We start from the raw sequence: 26386 nt of genomic DNA, 5'->3' as shown, positions 1-26386 counted from the left end.
CCCGGTCATTCGCCGGGCACGTACCGCCGGAAGTCTTCACAGCCGGCGGCCTGACACTGCGTCCTGTTCTCGACCGCGGGCGGGTTCGTCGTCAGCGCGTGCGCGCCCAGGACGAGGAGGGCGAGGAAAGCCAGCGCGAGCACCATCACCGTCGCCGTCCCGCCACCGCGCGTCGGCACGCCGTGCGGGGCCGGCCGCGGGGAGACACGCGCGGGCGGGTCGGGCTCCTCAAAACCCGTGGACAGCAGCGAGGCCAGGTCCGGATCGTCCACCGCAAGCCGCTGCTCCAGTTGCTGGAGCCTGCGCGCCTCATACTGCGAGAGCTTCATCTCCGTGTTTCCCCCGTCATGGCGACGCGTCGGAACGCCGTCTCATTTCAAATGCGTTCCCTCAGGGCGCAGCCCATGCGCGGTTTGACGGAAAGCGTGCCGTCCGCGCGTCAAGCCTGCCCGGGGCCTTGTGGTGCCGATGCCGCCGGGGTCCCTTCGGGCGACAGCGCATTGGAACGCCGCCTGAGGAGCAGCATCGCGGCGTCGTCCTGGAACGGTGACGCGGAGTGCGCGAGCAGATCCGCCTGGAGCTTGTCGAGCGCCTTTTCCGGGTCATCGTCCCGAAGCAGCCCGGCCCGTTCGACGAGCGGGTAGAAGGCCCCGCGCGCATCGCGTGCCTCGATCACACCGTCGGTGTACAGCAGGAGCTGGTCTTCGGGCGCGAACGGCACTTCGGACAGCGGCGGCCGGACGTCGGCGAGCGGCGATATGCCCAGTGGCGGCGCGGGCTCGGGAGGCTCGACCAGCTCGACGTCACCGTCCGCGCGCAGCACCAGCGGCGCGGGATGACCGCAGTTGAGCAGGAGGATGCGGTCGGCGACCTGGAGTTCGGCCAGGACCGCGGTGACGAACTGCTCGTCGTTCAACTGACGCGACAGCGTGCGCTCCAACCGCATGGCCACGCCCGGCAGGTCGCGTTCGTCGTAGGCCGCTTCGCGGAACGTGCCGAGGACGGCGGCGGCTGTCTCGACCGCGTCCAGTCCCTTGCCCTGCACGTCCCCCACGATCAGCCGCACGCCCTTGGGGGTGACCACGACCTCGTACAGGTCGCCACCGATGCGGGCCCTGGCCGTGGCCGAGATGTAACGCACGGCCGCGTGTATGGAGCCGACGCGCGTCGGTACCGGACGCAGCAGCACCCGCTGCGCGGCCTCCGCGACCGTACGGATGTCGGCGAGCTCTCTGGCGCTGTTCTGCCTGATCTTCCCCGCGAAGATCCCGGCGGCGACGACACCGGCGATGGTGACGATGCTGAGGTAGGCCGTGCGGGTGCCCAGCAGGCCGTTGTAGGCCGCCAGAAACGCCGCCAATGCCAGCGCGAGCGCGCCGACGACGACCATCCGCCTGATCCCGCCGGTCAGGCTCGCGAACGCCGGCCCGAGCGACAGGATGGGCAGGAAGGCGTGCCCGGGACCGCTGACGAAGTCGATGGCCGCCACAAGGACCATCACTCCGTACGGCAGCATGCGCAGGAACCATCCGCCGACCCGCCTGGAAATCACCTCTCCCCCCGTTCCCGCCCCTCAGGGCGCACACGCTGACCTCCCCATCCCCAACGGCCGCAATCCGGCGGCCCAGGTCAGCCGGCCCGCTCGACCTCCCTCAACGCCAGATGCCAGGGGAAATGGTCGTCCCCCTCACTCCGCGGCGGACGCTCCCCGTACCCCGTCAGGAAGCGCACGCCCTCACTGCGCAACGTCGACACACTCTGCTTGAACGCGTGCCGCCCCGCCAGTGCACTGTTGACGAACGGCAGCACAACGATCGGCGTCCCCATCCCAGGAGCCTCCGCGAGCACCCCCAGCGCATAGGTGTCGCTGATGCCATGAGCCCACTTGTTGACCGTGTTGTACGTCGCCGGCGCCACGATGATGGCGTCCGACAAGGGCGCCCGAGGCTCCCCGGGCTTCCGGTACCGCCAACGCACCGGATTCCCCGTCTGCCGTTCCAACGCCTCGACATCGATGAAGTCCAGCGCCGAAGGCGTGGCGATGACCTGCACGTCCCACCCCCGCCCCTGCGCGAGCGACACCAGCTCCCCAACGCCCCCCGCAGGCCCGGCCGCACAAACAACAACCCCAAGAAGCCCCACCACCGACCCCCCATCTCAGGACACTGCACGACTCACTAACACCATGCCATCGGCCACCACCGAATACGGGCCTACAGCGAGGCGTTCGGCTGCCCCTTCAACGTGCGCGAGGAACCAGCGCCTATCACCACACCAGCAATGCCGTGAGCCCGAGCCGAGCGCGGCATGCGATCATTCGAGCAGCGCGGTGATTCACCACGTTCGGCGCGCCTCCGTACCGCCGTCAGCGCGTCCGGCACGGGAGCGCTGCTCATGGGGCCTGATGACACGCCCCACGAGTTCGCCGACGATGCCTATGTCGCCCGGCAGTGCGGCGGGGCACTATGCCGATCCTGTCCGCTCTCGGCGCCGTGGACCTGTTCCTGATCTATCAGATCGTTCGAGATCCCGGACCTGGCTTGATCGTCACACTAACGACGTTCGGCACGGTCACGGCGGCCAGAAGGGACGCCGTCTTTGCGTCGGGGTCGAGCTCAATCCCGCTGGCATCGCCGCACGGGGCGGCAGCCGGACGCGCCACCGCTGACCCCGGAGCAGCAGGAGTTCAGCGAAGCCGCCTTGGCCCCTTGGCTTCCGCATGTACAGGCCGAGCCGTCGCTGGTGTCACGACGGGTCGAGGGCTGGCGGCTGGACATGGAAAGCCTGGACAAGGCGGTCATGCGCCACGCACCCGATAAGCCGATCGAACGCCGGCCCCACCCGTCAGGAGCCGGGCATCATCGGCCTCGCGGCCACCGCCTGGCAGGTACAGCAAAACCTCCGCCGCCGCCAGGGACCCTAGTGCCATCGACGTGCGTCCTTGTCCTTGGTCGAAGGTGAAGTCATCGCAATCAAGCCCGAACGTGGCCTTGTGCTCTTGGAGATCCCCGGCGGGTCTTCGAGTCGCTCCTGCACTATACGAAGATGACTGACGAGCTTCGAGAAGACCTTGACTGTGGCGACATCGAGCACGGGGAACTGATCCGCCTGGCGTGATCTGCCCGACCTGGTCGAGGAAGCCCAGGGATAGGTAGCACGAGCTTCGGCTACTCGATCACCTGGAAAGCCCTGTCGCAACGATCGGCGATGGGGCTGTCCAGCCGGGTGAGGTCTGTGTCAACGGATGCGGGTGCCCGGCCGTCTACCTGGAAGGGGTCACCAGTCCATTTCTGGCCAGGTGCGCACAGTCAACAAGCGTGTTGGTGTTCACGTGATGAACACTGAGATCAGGGGATGCTGAGTGATCTTGGTTCGTGTCGATCACGCCGTCTCACGGTTGCTCTACTCGGACTGGTGTCGGCGTGAATGGATGAGTGGCGGCGACGAGGCGGGTGAGCGTGGAAGGGTTGGACCGGTCTGATCCCAGGCGGATCGGTGGCCGCATCACCCTGCACGGACGCCTCGGCTCCGGCGGCATGGGGCGCGTCTACTACGGCGTCACGGACCAGTACGAGCAGGTCGCGGTGAAGGTGATTCGTGCGGAGCTCATCGACCGGGATGAGGTCCGGGAACGTTTCGCTCGCGAGACGGAGGCGCTCCGCACCGTCCAGGGCGCGCACATCGCCTCACTGGTCGACGCGTCCGACGCGGACGGGGAACAGCCGTGGCTGGCGATGGAGTTCGTGCGCGGCCTCACGCTCAAGGAGTTCGTGAGCGAGCGGGGCCCGCTGAGCATCGAGCACGCGGCCGCCCTCGGCGTTCTGCTGGCGGACGCACTGCACGACATCCACGCGGCGGGGCTGCTGCACCGCGACCTGAAGCCCGCCAACATCATCCTCGGGCGGGACGGGCCCACGGTGATCGACTTGGGCCTGGTCGCCTTCGCCGAAGGGCCGACCGACCTGACCACGTCCGCGGCGGCGCTCGGCACGCCGACGTGCATGGCCCCGGAGCAGGCCCTCACGCCCAAGCAGATCACTGCGGCGGCAGACGTCCACGCGCTCGGGGCGACCCTCCTCTACGCGTTGACCGGCCACTACCCCTACAAGGCCGACACCATCGTGGCCTTGATGGCGAAGATCGTCTCTGCGGACGCCCCGCCCGACATGAGCGGGCTCCCGGACGCGTTCGTCGCGCCGGTCGCCGCGATGCTGGCGCACGATCCGGGTGCCAGGCCGACGGTGGCCAACGCCCGGGCGCGGCTCAAAGCGCTCTGCGACCCGCTACCGGCGGCCACCCGGGCGCTGACCCTGGCAACCTATGTGGAGCGCGAATCCGATCCCGAGGACGTCCCGCCGCGCCCGCGCCGCCGCGTCGACCTGTCGCAGGTCGCGCCGCCGGGCTCGGTGGTGGCACGCCTCGCCGACCGCCTCCGCGCCGCCTACGCCGTGACCGCTCCGTTCTGAGAAGGACCCGTTCGTGACCGACACCTCCTACCCGCCCGGTGCCCGGATAGAGGTCCGGGACGCGGAGTGGATCGTCCGCACCTGCGTGCCCGTGGCCGACGGCCACAAGATCACGGCGGTGGGCGCCTCGGAGTTCGTGCGGGACGAGGAGGCGGTCTTCTTCACCGACCTGGACGACGTGAGCCTGCTCCGCCCGGAGGAGACCGTCCTGGAGATGGACGACACGCCGCGGTTCGCGAAGAGCCGGCTCTTCCTGGAGGCGGTGCTGCGCCGCACGCCGCTCCCGCAGACGGAGCGCGGCCTGGCGCTGTCCGACCGGTTCCTCCTCGATCCGCTCGTCTACCAGCAGCGCCCGGCCGAGCTGGCGCTGCGCGGCGTCCGGCCCCGGCTGCTCATCGCGGACGTGGTGGGCCTCGGCAAGACGCTGGAGATCGGGCTGATCCTGGCGGAGCTGATCCGGCGCGGCCGCGGCGAGCGGATCCTGGTCGTCACCCCGCAGCAGGTTCTCGAACAGTTCCAGCGGGAGCTGTGGACGCGGTTCTCGATCCCGCTGATCCGCCTCGACTCGGTCGGCATCGAGCGCATCCAGCAGGAGCTTCCCGCCGGACGCAACCCGTTCACGCACTACAAGCGCATCATCGTGTCGGTCGACACCTTGAAGAACGAGGGCAAGTACGGCCAGCACCTGGAGCACATGCACTGGGACGCGGTCGTCATCGACGAGTCGCACAACCTGATCGGCGAGCGCACCCTGCGCAACCGGCTCGCGAAGCTGCTGGCCCGCCGCACGGACGCACTCCTCTTGGCCAGCGCCACCCCTCACAACGGCAAGGCCGAGTCGTTCGCCGAGCTGATCCGCATGCTCGACCCGGCGGCGATCGTGGACGCGGAGAACTACGAGGCGAAGCAGATCGACCACCTCTACATCCGGCGCACCAAGATCAGCCCGGAGGTCCGCGACCAGATGGGCGCGAAGTGGCCGGACCGGGGGCCGTCCGTCCCGATCACCTGCCAGGCCACGCCGAAAGAGGAGAAGGTCTTCGAGGAGCTGACGCGGGTGTGGCTCGCGGGGGACGAGCGCACCGGCGGCCCGGTCGCCGGCTCCCGCAACCGGCTGTTCCCGTACACGCTGCTCAAGGCGTTCCTGTCGTCGCATCGCGCGCTGCAGAGCACGGTCGCGAACCGGCTGCGCAACGCCAAGGAGGAGCATGAGATCCGGGCGCTCACCACGTTGAAGGAACTCGCCGACCAGATCACCGACAGCGACTCGTCCAAGCTGGACGCGCTCGTCACCGAGCTGGACAGGATCGTCGTCCGGGACGGCAACCGCGCCGTGGTGTTCTCCGAGAGCGTCGAGACGGTGAACTGGCTGGCGGACGTCCTGCCGAAGCGGCTGAAGCTGCCCGCCAAGGCCGTCGACAAGATGCTCGGCAGCGGCATGACCGACCAGCAGCAGATGCAGATCATCGAGCGGTTCGGGCTGAGCGGCAGCGACGTTCGGCTGCTGGTCACGACCGACGTCACGTCCGAGGGCGTCAACCTGCACCGGCAGTGCCACCACCTGATCCACTACGACGTGCCGTGGAGCCTGATCCGGATCGAGCAGCGCAACGGGCGCATCGACCGCTACGGGCAGCGCCACCGGCCGCAGTTCTCCGCTCTCCTGCTCACCTCCGGCATCGATGGCGTCAAGGACGACCGGACGGTGTCGGCCAAGCTGCTGGAGAAGGAGGAGACCGCGCACCGCGCCTTCGGCACCGCCGAGGCCATCACCGGCGAGTACCGGCCGGAGGCGGAGGAGCGGCGGCTCATCCAGGACCTCCTCAACGGCAAGACCGTTGAGGAGTCCGTCCCGGACGTCCCCATCGACGACCTGCTCGGCGACCTGCTCGGCCCCATCGAGGGGCAGGTCACCGAGGGCGCCCCGCCCCGCGCGGACGTCCCCCGGCTGTTCGCGGACACGCGCGAGTTCGTCGGTGAGGCCATCGACACGCTGAACCTGCTGCCCGACCTGGAGGACGACGGCGCGCTCCTCGCCTTCGCCCCGCCGAAGGACCTCGTTCACAGGCTGTCCGCGCTGCCCGCCGACTACCTGCGCACTCACGATGTCAAGAAGCGCATGAAGGTCACGTTCGACGAGGACCTCGCGAAGCGGAAGCTCGCCGAGGCCCGCGACCAGAAGACCCTGTGGCCCGACATCGCCTACCTGTCCGACCTGCACCCCCTCGTGGAGTGGGTGACGGACAAGGTGCTGGTTCAGCTCGGCCGGCAGACCGCGCCCGTCATCGTCGCGCAGGTGGACGAGCCGACGTATCTGGTGCAGGGCGTGTACTCGAACCATTTCGGCCAGCCGACCGTCGTGGAGTGGATGGCGGTCGCGTCCGGCCGGGTCCTGCCTGGGAAGATGCCCGACATCCTGGCGGCTGCCGGCGTCGGCCCGGACATGACGAACACCGGCCGCCCCGTCGACCTCGCCCCGCTCACCGCCCGCATCCCGGACGCCGTCGCCGCCGCGCGCCGCCACCTTGAGGAAAGGCGCGCCCACTACGACGCCGAGATCGTCGCGCCGCTCAACGACTACCGCGACCACCTGGAGTCGTGGCGGCAGCTCACCCTCGACGGCATGCACACCACCCAGCGCACGAAGAAACGCGTGGACGACACCGTCGAGCGGCAGCGGCGCCTGCTCGATTCCCTGCAGACCACCGGGGAGCCGCTGCTGCGGGTCCTCGCCGTCCTCGTCCCCCAGGAGGCCACGCAGTGAGGCTCGACTCGCTGGTCAACCGCGGCGAGTACTTCTCCGCGCACTACCTGGCCGAGGTGCTGCCGAAGGACATCAAGCGGGGCCTTCACGCCCGTTGGACGGACGAGGAGAAGGACGGCCGCGTCACCCCGCGCCGCGGGCTCCGCGCGCTCGGCAAGCCGTACTTCGCCGACCGCAAGTACTTCGCCGACTTCGACGAGCGGCTCCGCGGCGAGGAGTTCGTCCCGGACGACCTGCCGGAATGGCGGAAGAAGCTCGGTGAGCTGCACGGCTCGATCCTGCGCGCCCTCGGGTACGAGGCGGAGCCGCGCGCGCTGACCGTCCGGCGGACGGACGAGGAGCATGTGGTCCAGGTCGCCTACGCCGACCGGCACCTCATCGCCATCGAGTGCGGCTGGGCGACCGACGTGGACGCCGCGATGGACTCCGGCCTGCTCCACCCGCTCCAGCTCGACGGCAACGACCGGATCGAGGACGGCACGAAGCTCGCGACCTGGCTGTTCGCCACGGACGAGCCGCCCCGCTACGTGCTGATCCTCGCCGGCGGCGTGCTGGTGCTGGCGGACCGCGGGAGCTGGGGCGAGGGCCGGTACATCGCCGTCAGCCTGGACGTCGCGCTCGGCCGGAACGATGCGGCCGAACTGGAGGTCATCGCCGCCCTCTTCGGCGCCGACTCGCTGCTGCCGCCCGCCGAGGGCGGCGACGAGCCGCTCGCCGAACTCCTCACCAGCTCCCGCAACCACGCGGTCGGCGTCTCCAAGGAGTTGCGGGACGGGCTCAAGGAGTCCGTCGAGCTGATCGCCAACGAGGTCCTCCGCCGCATCCGTGAGCAGGGCGCCAAGCCCGAGGACATCATGGAGTCGCGCGAGCTGGCCGCCCAGCTCGGCCGCGAGGCGCTGCGGTACCTGTACCGGATCCTGTTCCTGCTGTACGCGGAGGCGCGTCCCGACCTCGGCATCCTCCCCACCAACGACCAGGACTACCTGAAGGGGTACAGCCTCGCCCGCCTCGGCGACCTGGTGGTGAACGACCTGTCCAGCGAGCAGGCCCGCAACTCGTTCCACCTGTACGAGTCGCTCGACCTGCTGTTCCGGATGGTCAACAAGGGCTACCGGCCCCGCACCACCCGTGACGAGGATGGCCCGGACGGCGAGGGCCTGCGATTCGAGCCCCTGCGCTCCGACCTGTTCGAGCGGGACTCGGTGAAACTCATCGGCTCGATCTCGGTGGGCGACGACGAGGACGAGCGCGTCATCGACACGCGCCTCCGCAACGAGACGCTCCATCGGGTGCTGCGCCGCCTCATGCTCACCAAGGGACGGAGGAAGGAGCGCGGTGGGTTCATCTCGTACGCGCAGCTCGGCATCAACCAGTTGGGCGCGGTGTACGAGGGGCTGATGTCGTACACCGGGTTCATCGCGAGCGAGGACCTGTACGAGGTCGCGAAGAACGGCGACCCGAAGGACGGCTCGTGGATGATCCCGGCGTCCAAGGCCGGCGACTACCCGCAGGACGTCTTCGTCCGCCGCAGCGAGGACGACGACCTTCACGGCGAGGAGGAGTTCCTCCGCTACGAGAAGGGTTCGTTCGTCTACCGCCTCGCTGGCCGCGACCGCGAGACGTCGGCGTCGTACTACACGCCCGAGTCGCTGACGCAGGTCACGGTCCAGCTCGCGCTCAAGTATCGCCTCGACCAGGACGGGACGACCACGACGGCCCGCGAGATCCTCGGCTGGAAGATCTGCGAGCCCGCCCTCGGGTCGGGCGCGTTCCTCAACGAGGCCATCAACCAAGTCGCCGCCGAGTACCTCAAGCGTCGCCAGAAGGAACTCGGCAAGGACATAGACCCCGAGAAGTACGAGGAGGAGTTGCAGCGGGTCAAGGCGTACATCGCGCTGCACAACTCGTACGGGGTGGACCTCAACGACACCGCGATCGAGCTGGCCGAGGTGTCGTTGTGGCTGAACGTCATGCACCCCGGCCTCCAGGCCCCGTGGTTCGGGCTGCACCTCCGACGCGGCAACTCCCTGATCGGCGCAGGCCGCAAGGTGTATGACGCGGCGCAGCTCACCAAGGGCACCTGGCTGAAGGAGGCCCCGGAGGAGATCCCGTTCCGCGATGGTGAGATCCCGTCCGGCAAGGTCCACCACTTCCTGGTGCCCGCCGAAGGCTGGGGAGCCGTCGCCGGTGCGAAGGAGGCCAAGAACCTGGCCCCCGACCAGGCGAAGCAGCTCGCCGCCTGGCGCAGAAAGATGAGGGCGAAGGTCTCGGACAAGGGCCGCAAGACGTCCCAGCTCAAGCGCCTCCAGGCATTGTCGAAGCGCGCCGAGTACCTGTGGGAACTGGTCATCCAGCGGCTCACCATCTCCGAACGCGAGATCAGCCGCGCCATCGACGTGTGGGGCGCCGACTGGATCGACCAGCCGGAACACGCCATCCCGAAGGAGAAGGTGTACGCGGACCTCACCGCGCCCGGAACGCCGTACTGGCGGCTGAAAACCGTCATGGACGCCTGGTGCGCCCTCTGGTTCTGGCCCCTCGACAAGGCCGACCTGCTGGACGGCACCGCCGATGTGTACGGAACCGAGACGGACGAGCTTGAACCCGTCCACATCATCACGGACGACGACCGCCCTGCCTCTCAACCCGAGGACACCGGCCTCTCGCGGGTTTACGTCACCGACTCGCTCTTTGGCAGCCAGCCTGAGCAGCTCGACCTCATGAGCGCCGTCACGGAAGCCAAGGTCGCCACCGGCAGCGGCGCAAAGTGGAAGAAGACCAAGGGACGCACTCCGCGCCTGAACGAGGTGCGCCGCGTCATTCCGTTGGCCAACCTGGACGACTGGCTCGACTTCGCCGAAGCCGTTCTCGGCCGTGCCGACGTTCCAGAAGACTCCCTGGCCCACCACTTCAGCGGCCTAGCCGAACTGGAGGAGTACGAGAACCAGCTTCCAGGCTGGACGGGGATGGACAGCGACCTCCGCCTCAACCAGCGCTTCCCCTGGCTCGCCACCGCCGAGAGGATCGCCAAGGAAGAGGGCTTTTTCCACTGGGAACTCATGTTCGCCCAGGTCTTCACCAGTGGCGGCTTCGATCTCCAAGTAGGCAATCCCCCGTGGGTTCGGCCTGACTGGCAGGAGGGCGCAGTGCTCGCTGAGCTGGAGCCGTGGTTCAAGCTGGCCGACAAGCCGAACGTCACCGAGTGGCGGGATCGCAAGAGTGCTGTCTTGGCAAGGAAGGACGCGCGGGTTTTCTATCTGTATGAGCTGTCATCCAACACAGGGACGGTTGAGACCCTCGGTTCCAGGAGCGCCTATCCACACCTGACTGGTACCCGCCCAGACCTCTACCGCGCCTTCATGTGCCGCGTCTGGAACAACCTCGGGGAAGCGGGCATGGCTGGCCTCATCCATCCGGACACCCACTTTGGTGGGGTGAAGGAGCAACGCCTCCGGGCGGCAGCCTACCGGCACCTGCGGGTCCATGGGCACTTCACTAACGTAAGCAATTGGGCCTTCCCTGAGCCGGTCAGCAGGAACACTGAGTTCGGCCTGCATGTTTATGGCCCCGCCACCAAAGTCGGCTTCATCAACGTGAGTTGGCTCTTCCACCCGGCCACACTAGTTGGGTCACTCACACATGATGGCGTGGGCGCAAGCGTTGGCATGAAACACAATGGCGATTGGGACCTTCGACCCCATCGGGACCGGCTTGTACTCGTTGACGAGGGGCTACTGCGCGAATGGCAAGAGCTAACCGGGTACGACGGGCCCCCAGAGGAGACGCCATTGCTTGCTCCGGCAACGGTCGTCGAGCAGGACGCGATCACGTCCCTGGCGAGGGTGCGAGACCGGCTGGGTGGTCAAGGGCCGAGGATCAGCTCTGGCTACAACGAAAAAAACGCCAAGGATGAGGGCCTCATTCGCTGGAACACTGGGAAGCCGAAGACACTAGATGAAGTGATCCTCCAGGGGCCGCATTTCGGCATTGCGACACCGTTCGCCAAGCAGCCAAACGTGCCGTGTCGCAATAATCAGGACTGGTCCGCGTGGAATATTGAGCGGCTTCCAGTCGACGCTGTTCCGATCGCCAATTACGAGCGGGCCTGTAACGAGGAGACCTATCTTGCTGCACAGGACCGGTGGGTGGAGGGAGCGACTACTGTCCGGCGCTCCACGGAATTCTATCGTCTCGCCTGGCGGAGCATGATCCCCTTCAACACCGAACGGTCGCTATTTGCTGCGCTGATCCCACCTGGCCCCGCGCACGTCCACACGGTTCATTCCTTGGCGCTCGGTGATAACCGTAGTACCGCTCTTGCTGCGGGATTTTGGGCGGCGTTGCCAATTGACTACATGCTACGTATCACTGGCCGGTCGCATCTTCAGTACGCAGAAGCGAACGCAATGCCTGCTGCCTGCCCTGACCATCCATTGGCCTCGATGCTGTTGCTTCGGGTGCTGCGGCTTAACTGCCTAACTAATGCCTATGCCGCCCTCTGGAGTGAGTTGCACGATCCTGCCTGGAGAGTTAGCGAATGGGCAGTGGAGTGGCCAGGGTTGGGTTCGCTCAATGATCCAGCAGCAACCATATCCGAGTGGAACTATAACACGCCACTCCGCAGTGAACGCGAACGTCGTGCAGCGCTCGTTGAAATTGACGCTCTTGTGGCCGCCTGGCTTGGCATGTCGGCAGATCAGTTGGTAGGCATATATCGTTCCAGGTTTCCCGTGCTCGCTGATCGGGAGAACGATATTTGGTTCGATTCTCGGGGACGCAGGATCGCGAGAAATTACAACGTGTTCGGCTACGGGCAGACCAAGGAGCACTTCAAGCAGCTCCAAGACCACCTAGACCCCGAAATCAATGGACCCGTCCCCGACGGGTACGAAGCGCCCTTCTACAAGGCCGATCGGGAGGCCGAGTACCGCCAGGCCCATGCGGTGTTCGCTGAGCGGCTGCGCGCGTCCGGATGGGACGGGCCTATCCCGTCCGACGATGCCGAAGGCAGCGAGCCGTGAGGCCGACGTTGGTCACGGAGGACTCGCGGGATAACTTGACCCAGCTTTCGTGTCGGCCCTGGGAAGGGGCTCTTCGCGAACGGCGCTGTCGTTGAGGTCCGCAACCGGCCCGGCCCAGGTGTCGGCTTCGCTTTGGAGCAAGGTGATGCCTCCTTCTCTTGTCTGGGGCGGCACCTCAACCTCCCATCACCGGAAGAACTCGGCCATGCCCGGCGACCGCCGCGCGCACGATGCCAACTCTGGGCAGCCACTTTAGGAGTGGGCGATGGACAACGAGATCCAGTTGATCAGTGACGGTGATGGGCTGGCGGTCATCGGTGACGCGGAGGATGTCGAACGCTTCCTCGCCTCGGAGGGACTGCCGTCGAAGGACCTCGGTATGCCCCGGCTCAAGTCCATCGTCGCCACCGGGGCCGTTGCCGCGCAGGCGGGTTCAGAGATCGCCGCCAACTCCGGTCGCTGGGTGAAGCTGACGAAGGAGTCGGCGGAGGTCGTCAAGAAGTACGGGATGAGGGAAAGCTCGAAGTCGGGTCTCAGCACAGGTGTGGTGAAAGGGAACAAGGGGCAGATCAGGGGGTTCGTCGAGTTCGTGAAGACTCCCCGATCGTTGGTGACCAACCCGGCGGTGCTTGCGGGTGCCGCCGGGATCATGGCGCAGATCGCGATGCAGCAGACCATGAACGAGATCACCGACTATCTCGCCACGATCGACGAGAAGGTTGACGACGTGCTCCGCGCCCAGAAGGACGCGGTCCTCGCCCGCATGATCGGAGTGGGCTTCGTCATAGAGGAGTCCATGACCATCCGGGAGAAGCGGGGCCGGGTGGACGAGGTCACGTGGTCGAAGGTGCAGACCGCGCCGGCGACGATCGCGGAAACCCAGGCGTACGCATTGCGGCAACTCGATGCACTCGCGGAGAAGATGGAGCGCAAGACCAAGATCGGCGACCTAGCCGCAGCCGCTAAGGAAGCCGAGTCCACGGTTCGGGGGTGGCTTGCTGTTCTGGCTCGCTGCTTCCAGTTGCAGGACGCGATCGCCGTGCTGGAGCTCGACCGGGTGCTGGACGCCTCTCCGGACGAGCTGGACGGGCACCGCCTCGGGTTGAAGGCAGCCCGGCAGCGCCGCCTGGAGCTCATCTCGGAGTGCACCGAGCGCCTGGTGGCCCGGATGGACGCGGCCGCCGGCACGGCCAACGCCAAGGTGCTGCTGCACCCGGCCAGCTCCCCGGCTGTCGTCCAGGCGAGCAACCATGTCACGAGCGGCGTTCATGACTTTCATGAGCTGCTTGGGATTGAATCCGCCGAGCGGTCATCGGAGGCGAGGCGTTGGGCGGACGCGGCCGTAGAGGTAAGGGACAAGGCGCTTGAGACCGGAGCGAAGGGCGTCGATGCCGCCAGGAGCCGTGGCAGCGAAACTCTCACCCGAGCCAACACGGTGAGGGTCAAGCTCTCCGACGAGATCGCCGAGCGAGCGCGCCGTCTGCGCGGGGACGAGAAGAAGCACCCCGAGGACGCGTGAGCAAGCGCCGACCGGTCGGCGCTGCGCGGCCCGGAGCCTCTTGGACGTGGCCCCGCTTCTCTGCACTGGGGCATGCAGAGAGGCGGGGCGGACGGTGACGGGCACGCCCCGAGTTCCCCAGCCGGGGCCGTGCGTCACCGCCGGGAATGAGGGACGACTCTGGGCCCACCCATGGGGTCGTCCCTCGTGTGGTCTACCAGGTGCCGGGGAACATGCGGTGTTTCAGAAGGTCTTCGACTTGTCCGGCGGCGGCCTTGGCGTCACCGCAAGGGGGCCAGGTAGCCGTGCCGTCCGCGCTCCGCGTCGTGGTATCCCCATGCGCCGCCCAGAACCGCCAGCACGACAACCCCGAGCCCGACGTGATTGTCAGGGCCGTCGGCGTAGACCCACAGCAGGGGCACGGGGAACCCCTGCGCACGGTAGAGCCGGACGAGACGCCACCCGCGGCGCTCCAGGGGGACGGCCAACACGCTTAAGAACCTTTCCGCTGTCTCGCGGCCCCGGTACGTCCGCCATCGCAGGACGTGCCGCTCGACCCGGGCGTTCAGAGGGCGCACTTGGCCCATACGATCTTTCCGCCTTCCGTGATCGGTCGGGTTCCCCAGCTGTGGACGACCTGCGCTACGAGCAGCAGCCCCCGGCCCGACGTCGCCTCGACGTCCTCCTGACCGACCACCGGCAGCCCGTTCCCCTGGTCCCACACCTCGATCACCGCCAGATCCGGGCGGCTGTCGCGGAAGACGCGAAGGATGATCTTCCCCTCGCCGTGCCGCCAGGCGTTGGTCACCAGCTCGCACACCACCAGACGCGCCATGAAGTCGTCGGCGGAACCCCACTCACCGAAATGGACGGAGAGAAAGTCTCTTGCGAGTGCTGGCGCTTGGTCCGTGGGATCAAGAAAGAGAGTCGGTATTTCCGGGGCGGATGCGGACATATCAACGACCTTCGCAATGTCTTGATGCTTCGGAGGTCAAGAGTGCCCGTGCCGGGTTAAGCTCGCTACGTTCCGGAAGCAACCGCAACGAAAGAGATCATGAATGTCGCTGCGTGACTCTCTCGCTCACGATCGCTCGCTCTGGCACTTCATCGCCGTGCACCTGCGCCGATACCGTGAAGCGCACAGTCTCACCGGACAGGCGCTGGCGGACGTTCTGGACTGTGATCGTTCTACCGTTTCCAGATATGAGTCCGGCCTGCTCAAGCTCACCAACAAGCATGCAAAGATCATCGACCGAGAGTGGCGGACGGGGGACATGTTCACGTCTCTGGTCGCACTTGCCGGAGCGAGCGACGAGGGAGACTGGTTCACTGGCCTCACGGAGTACGAAGGGCGTGCGAGCCGCATTCGCATGTGGGAGACGCTGTACGTTCCCGGCCTGTTTCAGACGCCGGATTATGCTCTCGCCACGTTCACCGGCAACGCGGTAGCGGACCCTCAAGCCGCCCTGGAGCGGCGGCTCGCTCGTCAGTCCGCCGTGTTCGACAGACCCAATCCTCCGCATCTCACCGCGATACTGAACTGGACGGTTCTAGAGCAAGCGGTCGGGCCGTCGGAACTCATGCGCGAACAACTCGCCCGTCTCGTCGAGTTGAGTGAGCACCCGTACGTGAGCATCCGGGTCCTGGAGCGACAGGACAGAGCCCACCCAGGGCTGGACGGATCATTCAAGATCGTCAGCACGGACGGCCGTGATCTGGCATACACCGAAGCGGTCACGCGAGGCCGCTTCCTGACGGATCCTCTCGACGTGGAAGAGGTCGCCATAAGGTATGACCGCATCGGCGACATAGCCGCCCCAGTCGGGCACTCCCGGGCACTGTTGGCGGCCGAACTGGAGAGATACGGATGACGAACTGGCACAAGTCAAGCCACAGCGGCGGCAGTGCGACCTCAGATTGTGTCGAACTGGCGCGTTTCCCCTGGGCGGTCGGCGTGCGTGACAGCAAGGACCCGAACGGCCCCCGTATCACGCTTCCGGTCGAGCGGTTCCGCCGGTTGGCCGCCGACATCAAGCGCGGAGCGCACGACCTGCCCTGACGGCAGCAACGCGTTGAGTACGCGCGATACCTCGCCCCTTTCGTTGACCTGGCGAAGTCGGCGCTCAGCCGGGTCGAAGCTGAGGATTACCGAAGGCCGCCGGGGTTTCCCTAGTCCCGGCGTTGAGCCGGGGGTGCGGCCAGGGCCTACCTCGAACAGGGGTCCGTCTCAGCGACGACGTCGCCCTCCCCCGCAAACTCTGCCTGTGCTTTGACCGACGTCGGACGGCTGGCCGTGCGCACCGGCATAAAGTCGTATGAAGCCAGTAGAGTCGCGCAAGGTTGCAGGGTCTTCTCGGTGCGCAGGGCAAGACACCGGATGCCTGCCGGGCAGGCGCCACTGCCCCTCCCCGTAGGTTCGATGACTTCGGAGGCGTTGAGACTTGAAGCCGACGCTGGCGGCGGAGGAGTTGCGGGAGAACCTGACCCAGTACCTGTCGACGACGTTCGCGCTCAGCGACCCGTCGGCGCGGGAGGCGCTGCAACGGTTTCTGAACGACCCGGTCCAGGGCATCTTCCGCGGCCCGTACCTGCGGATACGGACGCCGTTCCGCAGAGCCGAGTCCGGCTGGCAGGACTGCCTTGAGTGGCACAGGCTCGACTTCCGTCCACACCGCCATCAAGCGAAGGCGTTCGAGCGGCTCAGCACCCTTCATGGCCCGGCGAAGCCGACGCTGATCACGACGGGGACCGGGTCGGGGAAGACCGAGTCGTTCCTGATCCCCGTGCTGGATCACTGCCGCCGGGAGCGGTCGAAGAGGAGGGGCGGCGTCAAGGCCGTCCTGCTGTACCCCATGAACGCGCTCGCCACCGACCAGGCGCACCGGCTCAACGACTACCTGCACAAGTCCGGCCTGGAGCAGGTCACCGCGGGACTTTACATCGGGGACATGCCGGAGATCGGCTATCCGCGGGTCATGACGGACCGGGCGGAGATCCGCCGGAACCCGCCCGACATCCTGATCACGAACTACAAGATGCTGGACCTGCTCCTCCAGCGCGGCGACGACGTGCCGCTGTGGAAGGACGCCGCGCTGGCTTACGTGGTGGTGGACGAGTTCCACACCTACGACGGGGCGCAGGGCACCGACGTGGCGATGCTGCTGCGCCGGCTGGCGGCCGTCACCGGCAAGGCCAAGCCGGGGCGGCCGCTGGGGGACATCTGCCCGGTCGCGACGTCCGCGACGCTTGGCGAGAGCGGCGACGGCGCGGAGATCCGGGCGGCGGCGCGCGAGGTGTTCGGGACGCCGTTCCCCGAAGACGCCGTGATCGGGGAGGACCGCTGCACCGTCGACGAGTTCCTCGACGAACTCGACTATGGGCTCCCGCTGCCGTCACCGGACGACCTCATCGCGTGCGGCGACCCGATCCACGATTCTGCCGCGCTGTCCCGCATCCAGCGCGAGGTCACCGGCCGCGCCGACCTGACGCCGGTGCAGCTCGCGAAGGTGCTGAAGCGGCACATCCTCACCCGGGCCGTGCTGGAGCTGCTCAAGGACGGCGACCCGCTGACGCCCGACCAGATGCTGAAGCTGCTGCCGAAGATGGGCGCGTACGCGTGGGGGGTGTCCATCCGCGACAACCCGACCAAGGCGGCGAAGGCGCTGGCGCGGTTCGTGGCGCTGATCTCCGAGGCGCGCGACCCGGAGGCCGACGACCCGGAGACGCCGTTCCTGCTGGTGGAAACGCATCTGTGGGTGCGGGCTGTGTCCCGGCTGCTGCGGATGGTGGACGACAGGGCCGCGTTCGCGTGGATCGGGGAGCCGCCGGTCCTGGAGGCCGAGTCGGGCTTCGACCCTTACGACCGGACGATGCTCCCGGCGGTCTATTGCCGGCACTGCGGGCGGTCCGGGTGGGCCGCCTTCTCCCCGCAGCGCGACCCGGGCGACCTCGTCACCGTCCCGGAGCGGATCTACCGGGCCTCCACCGGGCCGGAGAAGAAGCGGGTCCGCCCGCTGATCGCGGCGACGAAGGCGGAGGTCGAGGCGCGGGTGCGCGGCCTCGCCATCCTCACCGGGGACAGGGTGAAGACGTTCGACCCGGCGCTGCACCGGTACGGTGCGCTCGACGACGGCGTGTTCGTCCTCACCGACCTCACGCACGACGAGGCGTCCGAGAACGCCGCGATGCAGGACCGGTGCCCGGCGTGCGCGATGGACCAGGGCATCCGTTACCTCGGTGCCGGGCTGGCGTCGCTGGCGGCGGTGACGGTCACGCAGCTGATGGCGGGATCACAGCTGTCCGCCGATCCGCGCAAGCGCAAGACGTTGCTGTTCAACGACTCCGTGCAGGACGCGGCGCACCGGGCCGGGTTCGTGGCGAACCGGTCCTACGCCTTCTCCCTGCGGCGGCTGATCAACTCGCGGCTGGAGCCGGGGAGGGGCACGCCGCTGAACGAGGTGATCGGCGACCTGGCGGCGGCGGCCAGCCAGGCGGGGGTGCTGCCCGCGGTCGTCCCGCCGGACCTGCACGAACGCCCCGAGGTGGACGCGATCCTCGCTGAGACCACCAGCGGCACGCCCGCCACGTGGGAGCTGATCGGGGAGCGGCTGGCGTTCCAGACCATCCTGGAGTTCGGGCTGCGGTCCCGGCAGGGCCGTACCCTCGACCTCACCCGCACCGCCGTCGCCGAGGTCGCGCTGCCCGACCCCGCCCGCGCGGCGGCGCTGGCACGGGACGTCCACACGCAGGTCACCGGCATGATCGAGCCGCAGTCACCGGAGCGGTACGCGACGTTCCTGCGCGGGCTGCTGGAACGGCTCCGCTACCGGGGCGCGATCAAGCACCGGTGGCTGGACGCGTGGATCGCGAACGGCGGCAGCAGCCGGTTCGGCGCGATCTGGGGACGCCGTCCCGACGGGATGCCCGCGTTCCCACGCGGGCTGAGCGCCCCGACCTTCCTGCTCGACCGGCAGAAGCGCCGGTCGGAGTTCGACCGGATCGACGCCGACCAGGGCTGGTCCCAGGACTGGGCCGCCCGCTGCCTCGCCCTCGACCGGCGGCAGGCCGGCGAGTACCTGCGGCGGCTGCTGCCTGTCCTCGCCGAAGAGGGCCTCGTCGCCAAACGCGTCATCGACGGCGCGACGAGCGTGTACGGGCTGCAGCCGGGGCACGTCCTCGTGCACGCGCTGACCGACGAGGAGGCCGATCACGCCGGGCTCGGCTGCGACCGGTGCGCGTGGCAGCAGACCCTCCGTCCCGAACTGGTGGACGCCTGGTACGGGCAGCCGTGCCCCCGCTACCGGTGCGGCGGCGCCCTCACCGACCGCGGCACCCGCAGCCACCGCGACGACTACTACCGCCGCCTGTACCTCGGGCAGGAGCCGTTCCGGGTGGTGACGGCCGAGCACACCGGCGCACTCACCCGCCGGCAACGCGAGGACGTCGAGGCGCGGTTCCGCAAGAAGGAACAGCGCTACAACGACCCGAACGTCATGGCGTGCACGCCGACGCTGGAACTCGGCATCGACATCGGCGAGCTGTCCGCGGTGATCCTGGCGTCGCTGCCGCCCGGCCCCGCCAACTACGTCCAGCGGGTCGGGCGGGCCGGGCGCAGGACCGGCAACGCGTTCCTCGTGACGCTCGTCGGGCGCCACCCCCGCGACCTGTACTTCATCAACGAGCCCGAGGCGATGATCGCGGGCCGGATCGTGCCGCCCGGCAGCTACCTGTCCGCCATCGAGATCCTCCGCCGCCAGTACGCCGCGCACCTGGTCGACCTGTGCGCGCGGGGCCGGCTGCCGGGCGTGCTGCCGCTGCCGCGCCGCGCGTCCGCGCTGTTCGGCGCGACGGGCTGGCTCGCCGCGTTCGCCGCCGCCGCACCGGAGTGCGGCGCCGTCGAACCGTTCCTCGACCTGTTCGGCGACTCGGTGTCGCCGGAAGCCGCCACCGACCTGCGCGCGTTCGCCGCCGCCGGGCTGAAGGGCGTCGTCCGCGACGTCGAGGAGCGCTGGGAGGCCCGCCGCGCCGATCTGAAGGACCGGCTGGGCCGCATCGACGAGGCGATCGACTCGCTGCTCAAATCGGACCCGTCGCAGAACGCGATTCGCGGGTCGCTGCGCTCCGAGCGGCGCGAGATCGCGCGGCTGATGGGCGACATGGGGCGGCGCAGCGCGCAAGGCACGCTCGTCGAACTCGGGCTGCTGCCGAACTACTCGCTGCTCGACAACGTCACCACGCTCGAAGCGACGATCACGTGGGAGGAGGAGACCGGCGAAGGCCGGACCTACCACAGCGAGGTCCGCGAGTACGGGCGGTCGGCGCGGCTCGCGCTGACCGAACTGGCGCCCGGCAACTCCTTCTACATCCGCGGCTACCAGCACAAGGTCAGCGGCCTGGACATCGGCACCGAGTCGCGTCCCTCATGGGAGCACTGGCGGGTGTGCCCGAGCTGCGGGCACGTCCGGACGGGCATCGATGCGGCGGACGACATCTCGGCGTGCGCGCGGTGCGGTGACCCCGCCATCGGCGCGGTGCAGAACCTGCACAAGGTGCTGAAGCCGGTGCGCGTCTTCGCCCACGACCGGCGCGACGAGGCGCGCATCGACGACGACTCCGACGAACGGCAGCGCCGCTTCTACGAAGAAGCCGTCGCCGTCGACATCGATCCTGTCGACATCGTCCGCGCCGACGAGACGCGGCCCGATGACGACGAAACGCGGGGGCCTTGGCGGCACGCGAGCGCCGTGTTCGGCGTCGACTACACCCGGCACGCGGTCGTGCGTCGCTTCAACCTCGGGGTGCGGCGCACCGATCGGCGTGACGTGACCCGCTTCGCCGGGGAGGAACGGCAGGTCGCGCACTTCCACGTGTGCCCGTCCTGCGGCGGTACGACCGTGGACGGGCCGCCGGGCCAGGACGACGGGAACGGGCGGGACGCGCTGATCGGCACGTCCTCGGCGGACCGGAGCCGCAGGCACCACCGCACCTGGTGCTCCTATCGGCGGGCGTCACGGGACGCCGACCACCACAAGATGATCCTCGCGCACGAGCTCAGGACGGAGGCGCTGCGGATCCTGCTGCCCGTCGCCACACTGTACGTGGAGGAGCGGACGGCGTCGTTCCGGGCGGCGCTGATGGCGGGCGTCGCCGACCGGTACGGCGGCGACCCCGACCACCTGGAGATCGTCACGGCGACGATGCCGGACCAGGCGACCGGGCGGCGGCGCCGCTTCCTCGTCCTGCACGACACGCTGCCCGGCGGCACCGGCTACCTCCACCGCCTCGCCGACCCGGCCGAGTTCCGGCGGGTGCTGGAGGCGGCCCGTGCCCGCGCCGCCGGATGCCCCTGCCGGGAGGACCCGGGCAAGCGCGCGTGCCACCGGTGCCTGCTGTCGCACGTCCCCGGGGCGCTGTTCGACAAGGTCAGCCGGGCAGAGGCCGTCGACATGCTGGACGAGCTCCTGGACGACTGGCGGACGATCCCGGTCTCCGACACGAGCGAGATCTCCCTGTGGGACCAGGTCGAAAGCGAACTCGAGGCGCGGTTCCTGGAGGGGCTGGAGAGCTGGGCGAAGCGCGACGGCGGCAACGCGTCGCTGACGCGCGGCCCGGTCGTCGCCGGCCGCAAGACCGCCGACCTGCGCATCGAGGTCCCGGACCCGGAAACGAGCGGCGCGACCGTCCGACGGTGGCGCGTCACCCTGCAGAACACGATCCGCGGAACGCGGCCGGACGTGGTGTTCCGGCTCATCGACGACGAGCCGCAGCAGGTCACGGTGTACCTCGACGGCTACAACTACCACGCGGCGCCGGAAATCAACCGGCTCGCCGCCGACGCCGCGAAGCGCGCCCAGCTCCGGGCGCACGGAAGAGTGGTCTTCGCGCTCACCTGGACCGACCTCGACGAATGGGAGGCCCGCCGCCACGAGCCGTGCGACGGCGTCGAGGCGTACAGCCCGTACCAGAACAACGCGCGGCTGGCGGCCAGGAAGCTGTACGAGCGCACCGGGGACCCGGACGACCTGCCGCGGACGATGTGGACCAACCCCGTCGACACCCTGCTCGCCTACCTTGCCGAACCGGACCGCGACGTGTGGCTGCGGCGCGCCGAGGCCGTCACCTTCGGGGTGCTGAGGTCCAGCCTCCGGACGGGCGGGACGCGCAGCGACCGCGCCGGCGTGACCGCACGCGTGAACGCCGCGCTGCGCGGAGAGCCGCTGCCCGCGCTGGAACAGGGGCCGGTCGAGGTGTACGCCGCCGACCCGCTCACGGTGATCCTCGACAAGAGCCGCGCGGCCGCCCCCGCATGGAGCGCCTTCGTTGTCATCGACGACCGGCACGACACCGTCGTCGCCGACCCCGATGCGCACAAGAGACGCTGGGCGACCTGGCTGTACTGGGGCAATCTGCTGCAGTTCCTCGACCACGGCGAGGGCGACGGCGGGCAGCTCGCGCTGTCGGAGATCGACCGGTTCGACCCGTCGCTGCTCGCGGCGGCGGGCGGCGAGGGGCGGCAGGCCGCGCTCAGCCTCGTCCCGCTGGACGACGACCTGAGGGAAGCGGACCTGCCGGACGAGCCGGAGACGACCCCGGTGTCCACCACGGCCCCGGACCCCACCGCGATCGTTCCGGCGCCCGCGACGCCGCCTGAGGAGCCCGCGCCGACGCGCGTCGACGCGGCCGGGCCCGAACCGGCGGCGGAGCCGACGGTGCTGACCGACAGCTGGGCGAACGTCCTCGACATGATCGACCCCGACGAACCCGGACTGGTCGCGTTCGTGCGCGACCTGGCCGCCGCCGGGGTCGCGGCGCCGCCGGACTCCGGCGTCGGCTACGAGCTGGGCGAGCAGGCATGGCAGGCGGAAGTGGCCTGGCCGGACCGCAAGGTCGCGATCGTCCTCGCCGGGGACGACGAGGAGGCGCGGCGCCGCGACATCGCCTACGCGGAGGCGGGCTGGGACGTCCGGGCCGTGGACGGCTGGACCCGCGAAGAACTGGCCGAACGAATCGAGGGAACGAAGTGAGCGGGGCGACGCTGCGGCTGCTCGACCGGGCCGAGAAGGAGATCTTGAAGCTCCCGCGGTCGGTGAAGGGCGCGATCTACGACTTCCAGCACAAGTTCCGCACCGACCCCGGCAACAAGGGGCTGCGGTTCAAGCAGCTGAAGAACTCGCAGCTGTACTCGGCGCGGGTCAACGACGACTACCGGGCGCTGCTGCTGCACGCGGGCGGCACCGAGTACATCCTCGTCGCGGTCAAACCGCGCGGCGAGGTGTACGACCACCTCGACCGGTACCGGTACCAGATCAACCCGGTGACGGGCGGCATCGAGTTCCTCGACCTGGTCGTGGCCGAAGAGGTCATCGGCGACAGCGGGCGGCCGGAACCGGCGCCCGAACCGTCGCGGGAACCGGTCGAGGCGGCTCCGCTGTTCGCCGCGTACCCGCCCGAGCAGCTCCTCGGGCTCGGCGTCGCCGAACCGCTGCTGCCGCTCATCGCGAAGATCACCACTGAGGACGAGCTGCTCGGCCTCGTGTCCTACGCGCCGCAGCTGACCGGCGAGGTGCTGCTCGCGCTCTACGACGGCACGTCCCCCGAGGACGTTCTGGAGCAGGTGACGGCGCCCGTCGCCGCCGCGGAGGAGGTCGACACCGAGGACTACGCGGCGGCCCTCGCCCGTCCCGCCACGGCCGTCACCACCGCCGACGCCGACCTGCGCGAGGTGCTCGAACAAGGCGACTTCGGCCGCTGGAAGGTGTACCTCCACCCGACGCAGCGCAAGCTCGTCGAACGCGACTACAACGGCCCGGCGAGGGTCAGCGGCGGGCCCGGCACCGGCAAGACGATCGTCGCGCTGCACCGCGTCAAGCACCTGGTGGACCGGCTCCCGGCCGGCGGCGGCAAGGCCGTCCTGCTCACCACGTTCAACAAGAACCTGGCCGCCGACCTCGAACAGCGCCTCATCGCGCTCGCGGGGGAGGAGGTGGCCGCGCGCGTCCACATCACCAACGTGGACAAACTCGCCAGTGAGATCGTCGCGGAGACCGAGCGCGGCCGGGTGCGCCGCCGCCTCGACGACGAGAAGGCGCGCAAGGAGTGGGACGCGCTGCTCGCGGAGGAGAACGAGACCCGCTGGGACGCCGGGTTCCTGCACGACGAATGGTCGCAGGTGATCCTCGGGCAGGGCCTGCGGACGCAGGCCGAGTACTTCCGGGCTCGCCGCGCCGGACGGGGCCGCCCGCTCAACCGCGCCGACCGCAAGCGGATCTGGAACCTCACCGAGCGGTACGTGATCCGGCTGGAGAACAACAACCTGTCGACGCTCCGGCAGGTCACCGAGCGAGCCGCGCAGATCGAGGCCGCCCGCGCCCGGGACCGCGCCGCGTACCGGGCGCGGCAGGCCGACACGCCTCAGCTCCAGGACGAGTCGGGCATGCGGCTGCGTCCCCGCTACCAGCACGTCGTCGTGGACGAAGCACAGGACCTGTCCGCCGCCCACTGGCGGATGCTGCGCGCCATGGTCGACCCGGGCCCGAACGACATGTTCATCACCGGCGACACGCACCAGCGCATCTACGGCAACCACGTGTCGCTCGGTAACCTCGGCATCGCGATCCGCGGGCGGTCGTCCAGGCTGACGCTCAGCTACCGCACCACGCACGAGATTCTCAGTACCGCCGTCCGGGTGCTCGGCGGTGAGGAGTGGGACGACCTGGACGACGGCCGCGACGACCTCGCCGGCTACCGGTCGGTGCTGCGCGGCGCCGTCCCGGAACTGCGTGGCTTCCCCACCTGGGACGCCGAACTCGACGGCATCGTCGAGCAGGTCAAGGCATGGAACGGCGACTCGATCGCGGTGTGCGTCCCCGAACGCCGGATGGTCGCCGACGTCGAGACCCGCCTCGCCAAGGAGGGCATCGTCGCCTGCGCCATCACCGCCGACGGGCCCCGCTACGTCGAGGCGCCCGTCCACATCGGCACCATGCACCGGTTCAAGGGCCTCGAATACCAGAACATGATCATCGCTGGGGTCGCCGAGGGCCTCGTCCCCGCCGCCTGGATCACCCGGCACGCCGCGGAGGATCCACTGCGCTACCGCCGCGACATGCGGACCGCGCGTTCCCTTTTGTTCGTCGCCGTCACCCGGGCGCGCGACAACGCCGTCATCACCTGGCACGGGACGAAGAGCGGGTTCCTGCCTTGAGAGACGTCGCCTGCCGCAACCGGTCACCTCGCTCATCGGCCGCGGCGGTATGGGGCGATATGGATTGGCACCGACCTGCGGCGCACAATCAATCTGATCGAGCTGGCAGACGCCGACCGGTAGCTGCGCCGCCGCTTCCACCGCGAGGCGCGGATCACCGCCCGGTTGAGTCATGTGATGGAGTGGCTGCCAGGGACTCGGTCGGCTAACCCTTCGACAAGCACGGCGCGCTACCGAGCCGCTGCGCGGCGAGGACGCCAGTCGTGCCGAACGGGCACGATCAGGGCACGCGACTGGACGGTACGGCTGGCGTTCATGCTCGGCAGGGTGGAGGCACCAAGAGGACGGTTAGCCCAACCCCTGGCCTAAAACCGGATGCACGAACGGGGCAGTCCCTTCCGCGATTGTTCCGCGCTGCGCCGTGCTGCGCGCGGCTTCAGCCGGAAGCTGCGTGAGGAAGGGCTCGCTGAGCTTGTCCTGTGGGTGTTGGCTCTTAACGGGCTATGGGATCTGATCAGTCGGATCTGATCGCGCCTGGCGCCTGAATCGGCTCACCCCGAGCTTCCTGCACCACCTTTCGTGGTTCGGGCTGGGGTTCCCGGAGCCGGAGTGCCTCCGCCGGAGGCATGTATGAACCTGCGCCTCGTGGCATGCGTCAGCTCGGCGGCGGCGCGTACCCTGTGGCTGCCGTCAGCCGGAAGGCCGACATGGGCGGTGGCTTTCGCGCGCCCGCCTTCGGTGCGCCGGCGGGCACCTCGGCGGTACAGCGGCGCGCCCAGCGCGGGAGGTTCCGCCCGGATCTGCGGGTGGGGTACCTGCGCGGCAATGTGAACTCCCCGCCTCGCCCGGTTGGACGCAGGCGGGGGAGTTCGCTGCGATCGTGCTGGCGCGGGCCGGCCTGACCCGGCTGGGCATCGAAGGCATGGGGAGCAGCTCGGCATCGTCCCCGCCGTGGGCGGTCGACTGCCGGGCCGCCGACCGCGACATCGTGAAGTCGGTACGTCTGCTCGATCACCCCGAGACCCGGTGGTGCGTGGCGGCCGAACGGGCGATGCCGCACGCCTTGCAAGGGCATTGCAACAGTCCCCGATCGCCGGGCACGCCTGGTTGGAGCGGGACGGGCGGCGCCTGCACGGCATGGTGTTCACGCGGGACGGGTCCGCCTTCATCTACTCCGTTTAGGCGGCCAATATGGTCTGTACCACTGTTGCCGCGGTCCCTATCAGTGCCAAACCAATGGTCGCAATGGCATAGGTTTGCTGAGTCGAATCGATTGTTGCAGGACCCTGCGGGTTCTCGGATTGGTCAATGGGTGCCCGGTCGGCTCGTCTGTATGAGGCGGGCGCGGAGATCGGTCGTGCGCCACGATGGAAGCCGAGCAGGCGGAGGAAGGCATCTCGCTTGTAGACGTCGTGAGATGGTTCCCTTTTGCAG

At 68.8% G+C, this 26386-nt stretch carries 13 protein-coding genes; 8 read left to right on the top strand and 5 right to left on the bottom strand.

Going from position 1 to position 26386, the window contains the following annotated elements; all coding sequences use genetic code 11:
* Nucleotides 1–5: 5 nt before the first annotated feature.
* The 3 genes from ACGWYJ_RS18200 to ACGWYJ_RS18190 all read right to left on the bottom strand — a co-directional run bounded on the left by ACGWYJ_RS18200 (nucleotide 6) and on the right by ACGWYJ_RS18190 (nucleotide 2142).
* Entirely contained in the window at nucleotides 6–329 is a 324-nt protein-coding gene (locus ACGWYJ_RS18200) for a DUF3040 domain-containing protein (RefSeq protein WP_395107214.1), read from the bottom strand.
* Nucleotides 330–439: 110 nt separating this feature from the next.
* The gene (locus ACGWYJ_RS18195; protein WP_395107213.1) at nucleotides 440–1552 is read right to left on the bottom strand and encodes a PP2C family protein-serine/threonine phosphatase; all 1113 of its coding nucleotides are present in this window, start codon (nucleotides 1550–1552) and stop codon (nucleotides 440–442) included.
* A 77-nt stretch (nucleotides 1553–1629) separates the two neighbouring features.
* Nucleotides 1630–2142 carry a flavoprotein gene (locus ACGWYJ_RS18190; RefSeq protein WP_395107253.1) on the bottom strand — a complete coding sequence of 171 codons (513 nt, stop codon included), beginning with the start codon at nucleotides 2140–2142 and terminating at the stop codon, nucleotides 1630–1632.
* A 1325-nt stretch (nucleotides 2143–3467) separates the two neighbouring features.
* On the opposite strand from ACGWYJ_RS18190, the gene ACGWYJ_RS18185 reads away from it, so the two are divergent.
* The 4 genes from ACGWYJ_RS18185 to ACGWYJ_RS18170 all read left to right on the top strand — a co-directional run bounded on the left by ACGWYJ_RS18185 (nucleotide 3468) and on the right by ACGWYJ_RS18170 (nucleotide 13770).
* On the top strand, nucleotides 3468–4466 hold the full coding sequence (locus tag ACGWYJ_RS18185; RefSeq protein WP_395107212.1) for a serine/threonine-protein kinase: 999 nt from the start codon (nucleotides 3468–3470) through the stop codon (nucleotides 4464–4466).
* Nucleotides 4467–4479: 13 nt separating this feature from the next.
* Nucleotides 4480–7230, top strand: coding sequence for a DEAD/DEAH box helicase (locus tag ACGWYJ_RS18180; RefSeq protein ID WP_395107211.1), 2751 nt, complete (start codon nucleotides 4480–4482; stop codon nucleotides 7228–7230).
* The gene (locus ACGWYJ_RS18175) at nucleotides 7227–12251 is read left to right on the top strand and encodes a class I SAM-dependent DNA methyltransferase (protein WP_395107210.1); all 5025 of its coding nucleotides are present in this window, start codon (nucleotides 7227–7229) and stop codon (nucleotides 12249–12251) included. Before ACGWYJ_RS18180 ends, ACGWYJ_RS18175 begins: the two co-directional genes overlap by 4 nt.
* Nucleotides 12252–12516: 265 nt before the next feature.
* Nucleotides 12517–13770, top strand: coding sequence for a hypothetical protein (locus ACGWYJ_RS18170; protein ID WP_395107209.1), 1254 nt, complete (start codon nucleotides 12517–12519; stop codon nucleotides 13768–13770).
* Between the two features lie 260 nt (nucleotides 13771–14030).
* Here ACGWYJ_RS18170 and ACGWYJ_RS18165 read toward each other — a convergent pair whose 3' ends face one another.
* Complete coding sequence (locus tag ACGWYJ_RS18165; RefSeq protein WP_395107208.1) at nucleotides 14031–14240, bottom strand: hypothetical protein; 210 nt, start codon at nucleotides 14238–14240, stop codon at nucleotides 14031–14033.
* A gap of 74 nt (nucleotides 14241–14314) precedes the next feature.
* The gene (locus tag ACGWYJ_RS18160; RefSeq protein WP_395107207.1) at nucleotides 14315–14704 is read right to left on the bottom strand and encodes an ATP-binding protein; all 390 of its coding nucleotides are present in this window, start codon (nucleotides 14702–14704) and stop codon (nucleotides 14315–14317) included.
* A 103-nt stretch (nucleotides 14705–14807) separates the two neighbouring features.
* Here ACGWYJ_RS18160 and ACGWYJ_RS18155 point away from each other — a divergent pair, with 103 nt between their 5' ends.
* The 4 genes from ACGWYJ_RS18155 to ACGWYJ_RS18140 all read left to right on the top strand — a co-directional run bounded on the left by ACGWYJ_RS18155 (nucleotide 14808) and on the right by ACGWYJ_RS18140 (nucleotide 24952).
* Entirely contained in the window at nucleotides 14808–15620 is an 813-nt protein-coding gene (locus ACGWYJ_RS18155; RefSeq protein ID WP_395107206.1) for a Scr1 family TA system antitoxin-like transcriptional regulator, read from the top strand.
* On the top strand, nucleotides 15617–15808 hold the full coding sequence (locus ACGWYJ_RS18150; RefSeq protein ID WP_395107204.1) for a DUF397 domain-containing protein: 192 nt from the start codon (nucleotides 15617–15619) through the stop codon (nucleotides 15806–15808). Before ACGWYJ_RS18155 ends, ACGWYJ_RS18150 begins: the two co-directional genes overlap by 4 nt.
* A 382-nt stretch (nucleotides 15809–16190) precedes the next feature.
* Nucleotides 16191–22772: a DEAD/DEAH box helicase gene (locus ACGWYJ_RS18145; protein WP_395107203.1), complete on the top strand. Its 6582-nt coding sequence runs from the start codon at nucleotides 16191–16193 to the stop codon at nucleotides 22770–22772.
* Complete coding sequence (locus ACGWYJ_RS18140) at nucleotides 22769–24952, top strand: UvrD-helicase domain-containing protein (RefSeq protein ID WP_395107202.1); 2184 nt, start codon at nucleotides 22769–22771, stop codon at nucleotides 24950–24952. The genes ACGWYJ_RS18145 and ACGWYJ_RS18140 overlap by 4 nt, the downstream gene beginning before the upstream one ends.
* Nucleotides 24953–26386 lie beyond the last annotated feature (1434 nt).

Source organism: Actinomadura sp. SCN-SB (genome assembly GCF_043906805.1).
Classification (GTDB): Bacteria; Actinomycetota; Actinomycetes; order Streptosporangiales; family Streptosporangiaceae; genus Spirillospora.
Note: the sequence above shows the minus strand (reverse complement) of the source record. Positions and strands in the feature narration are given on the sequence as shown.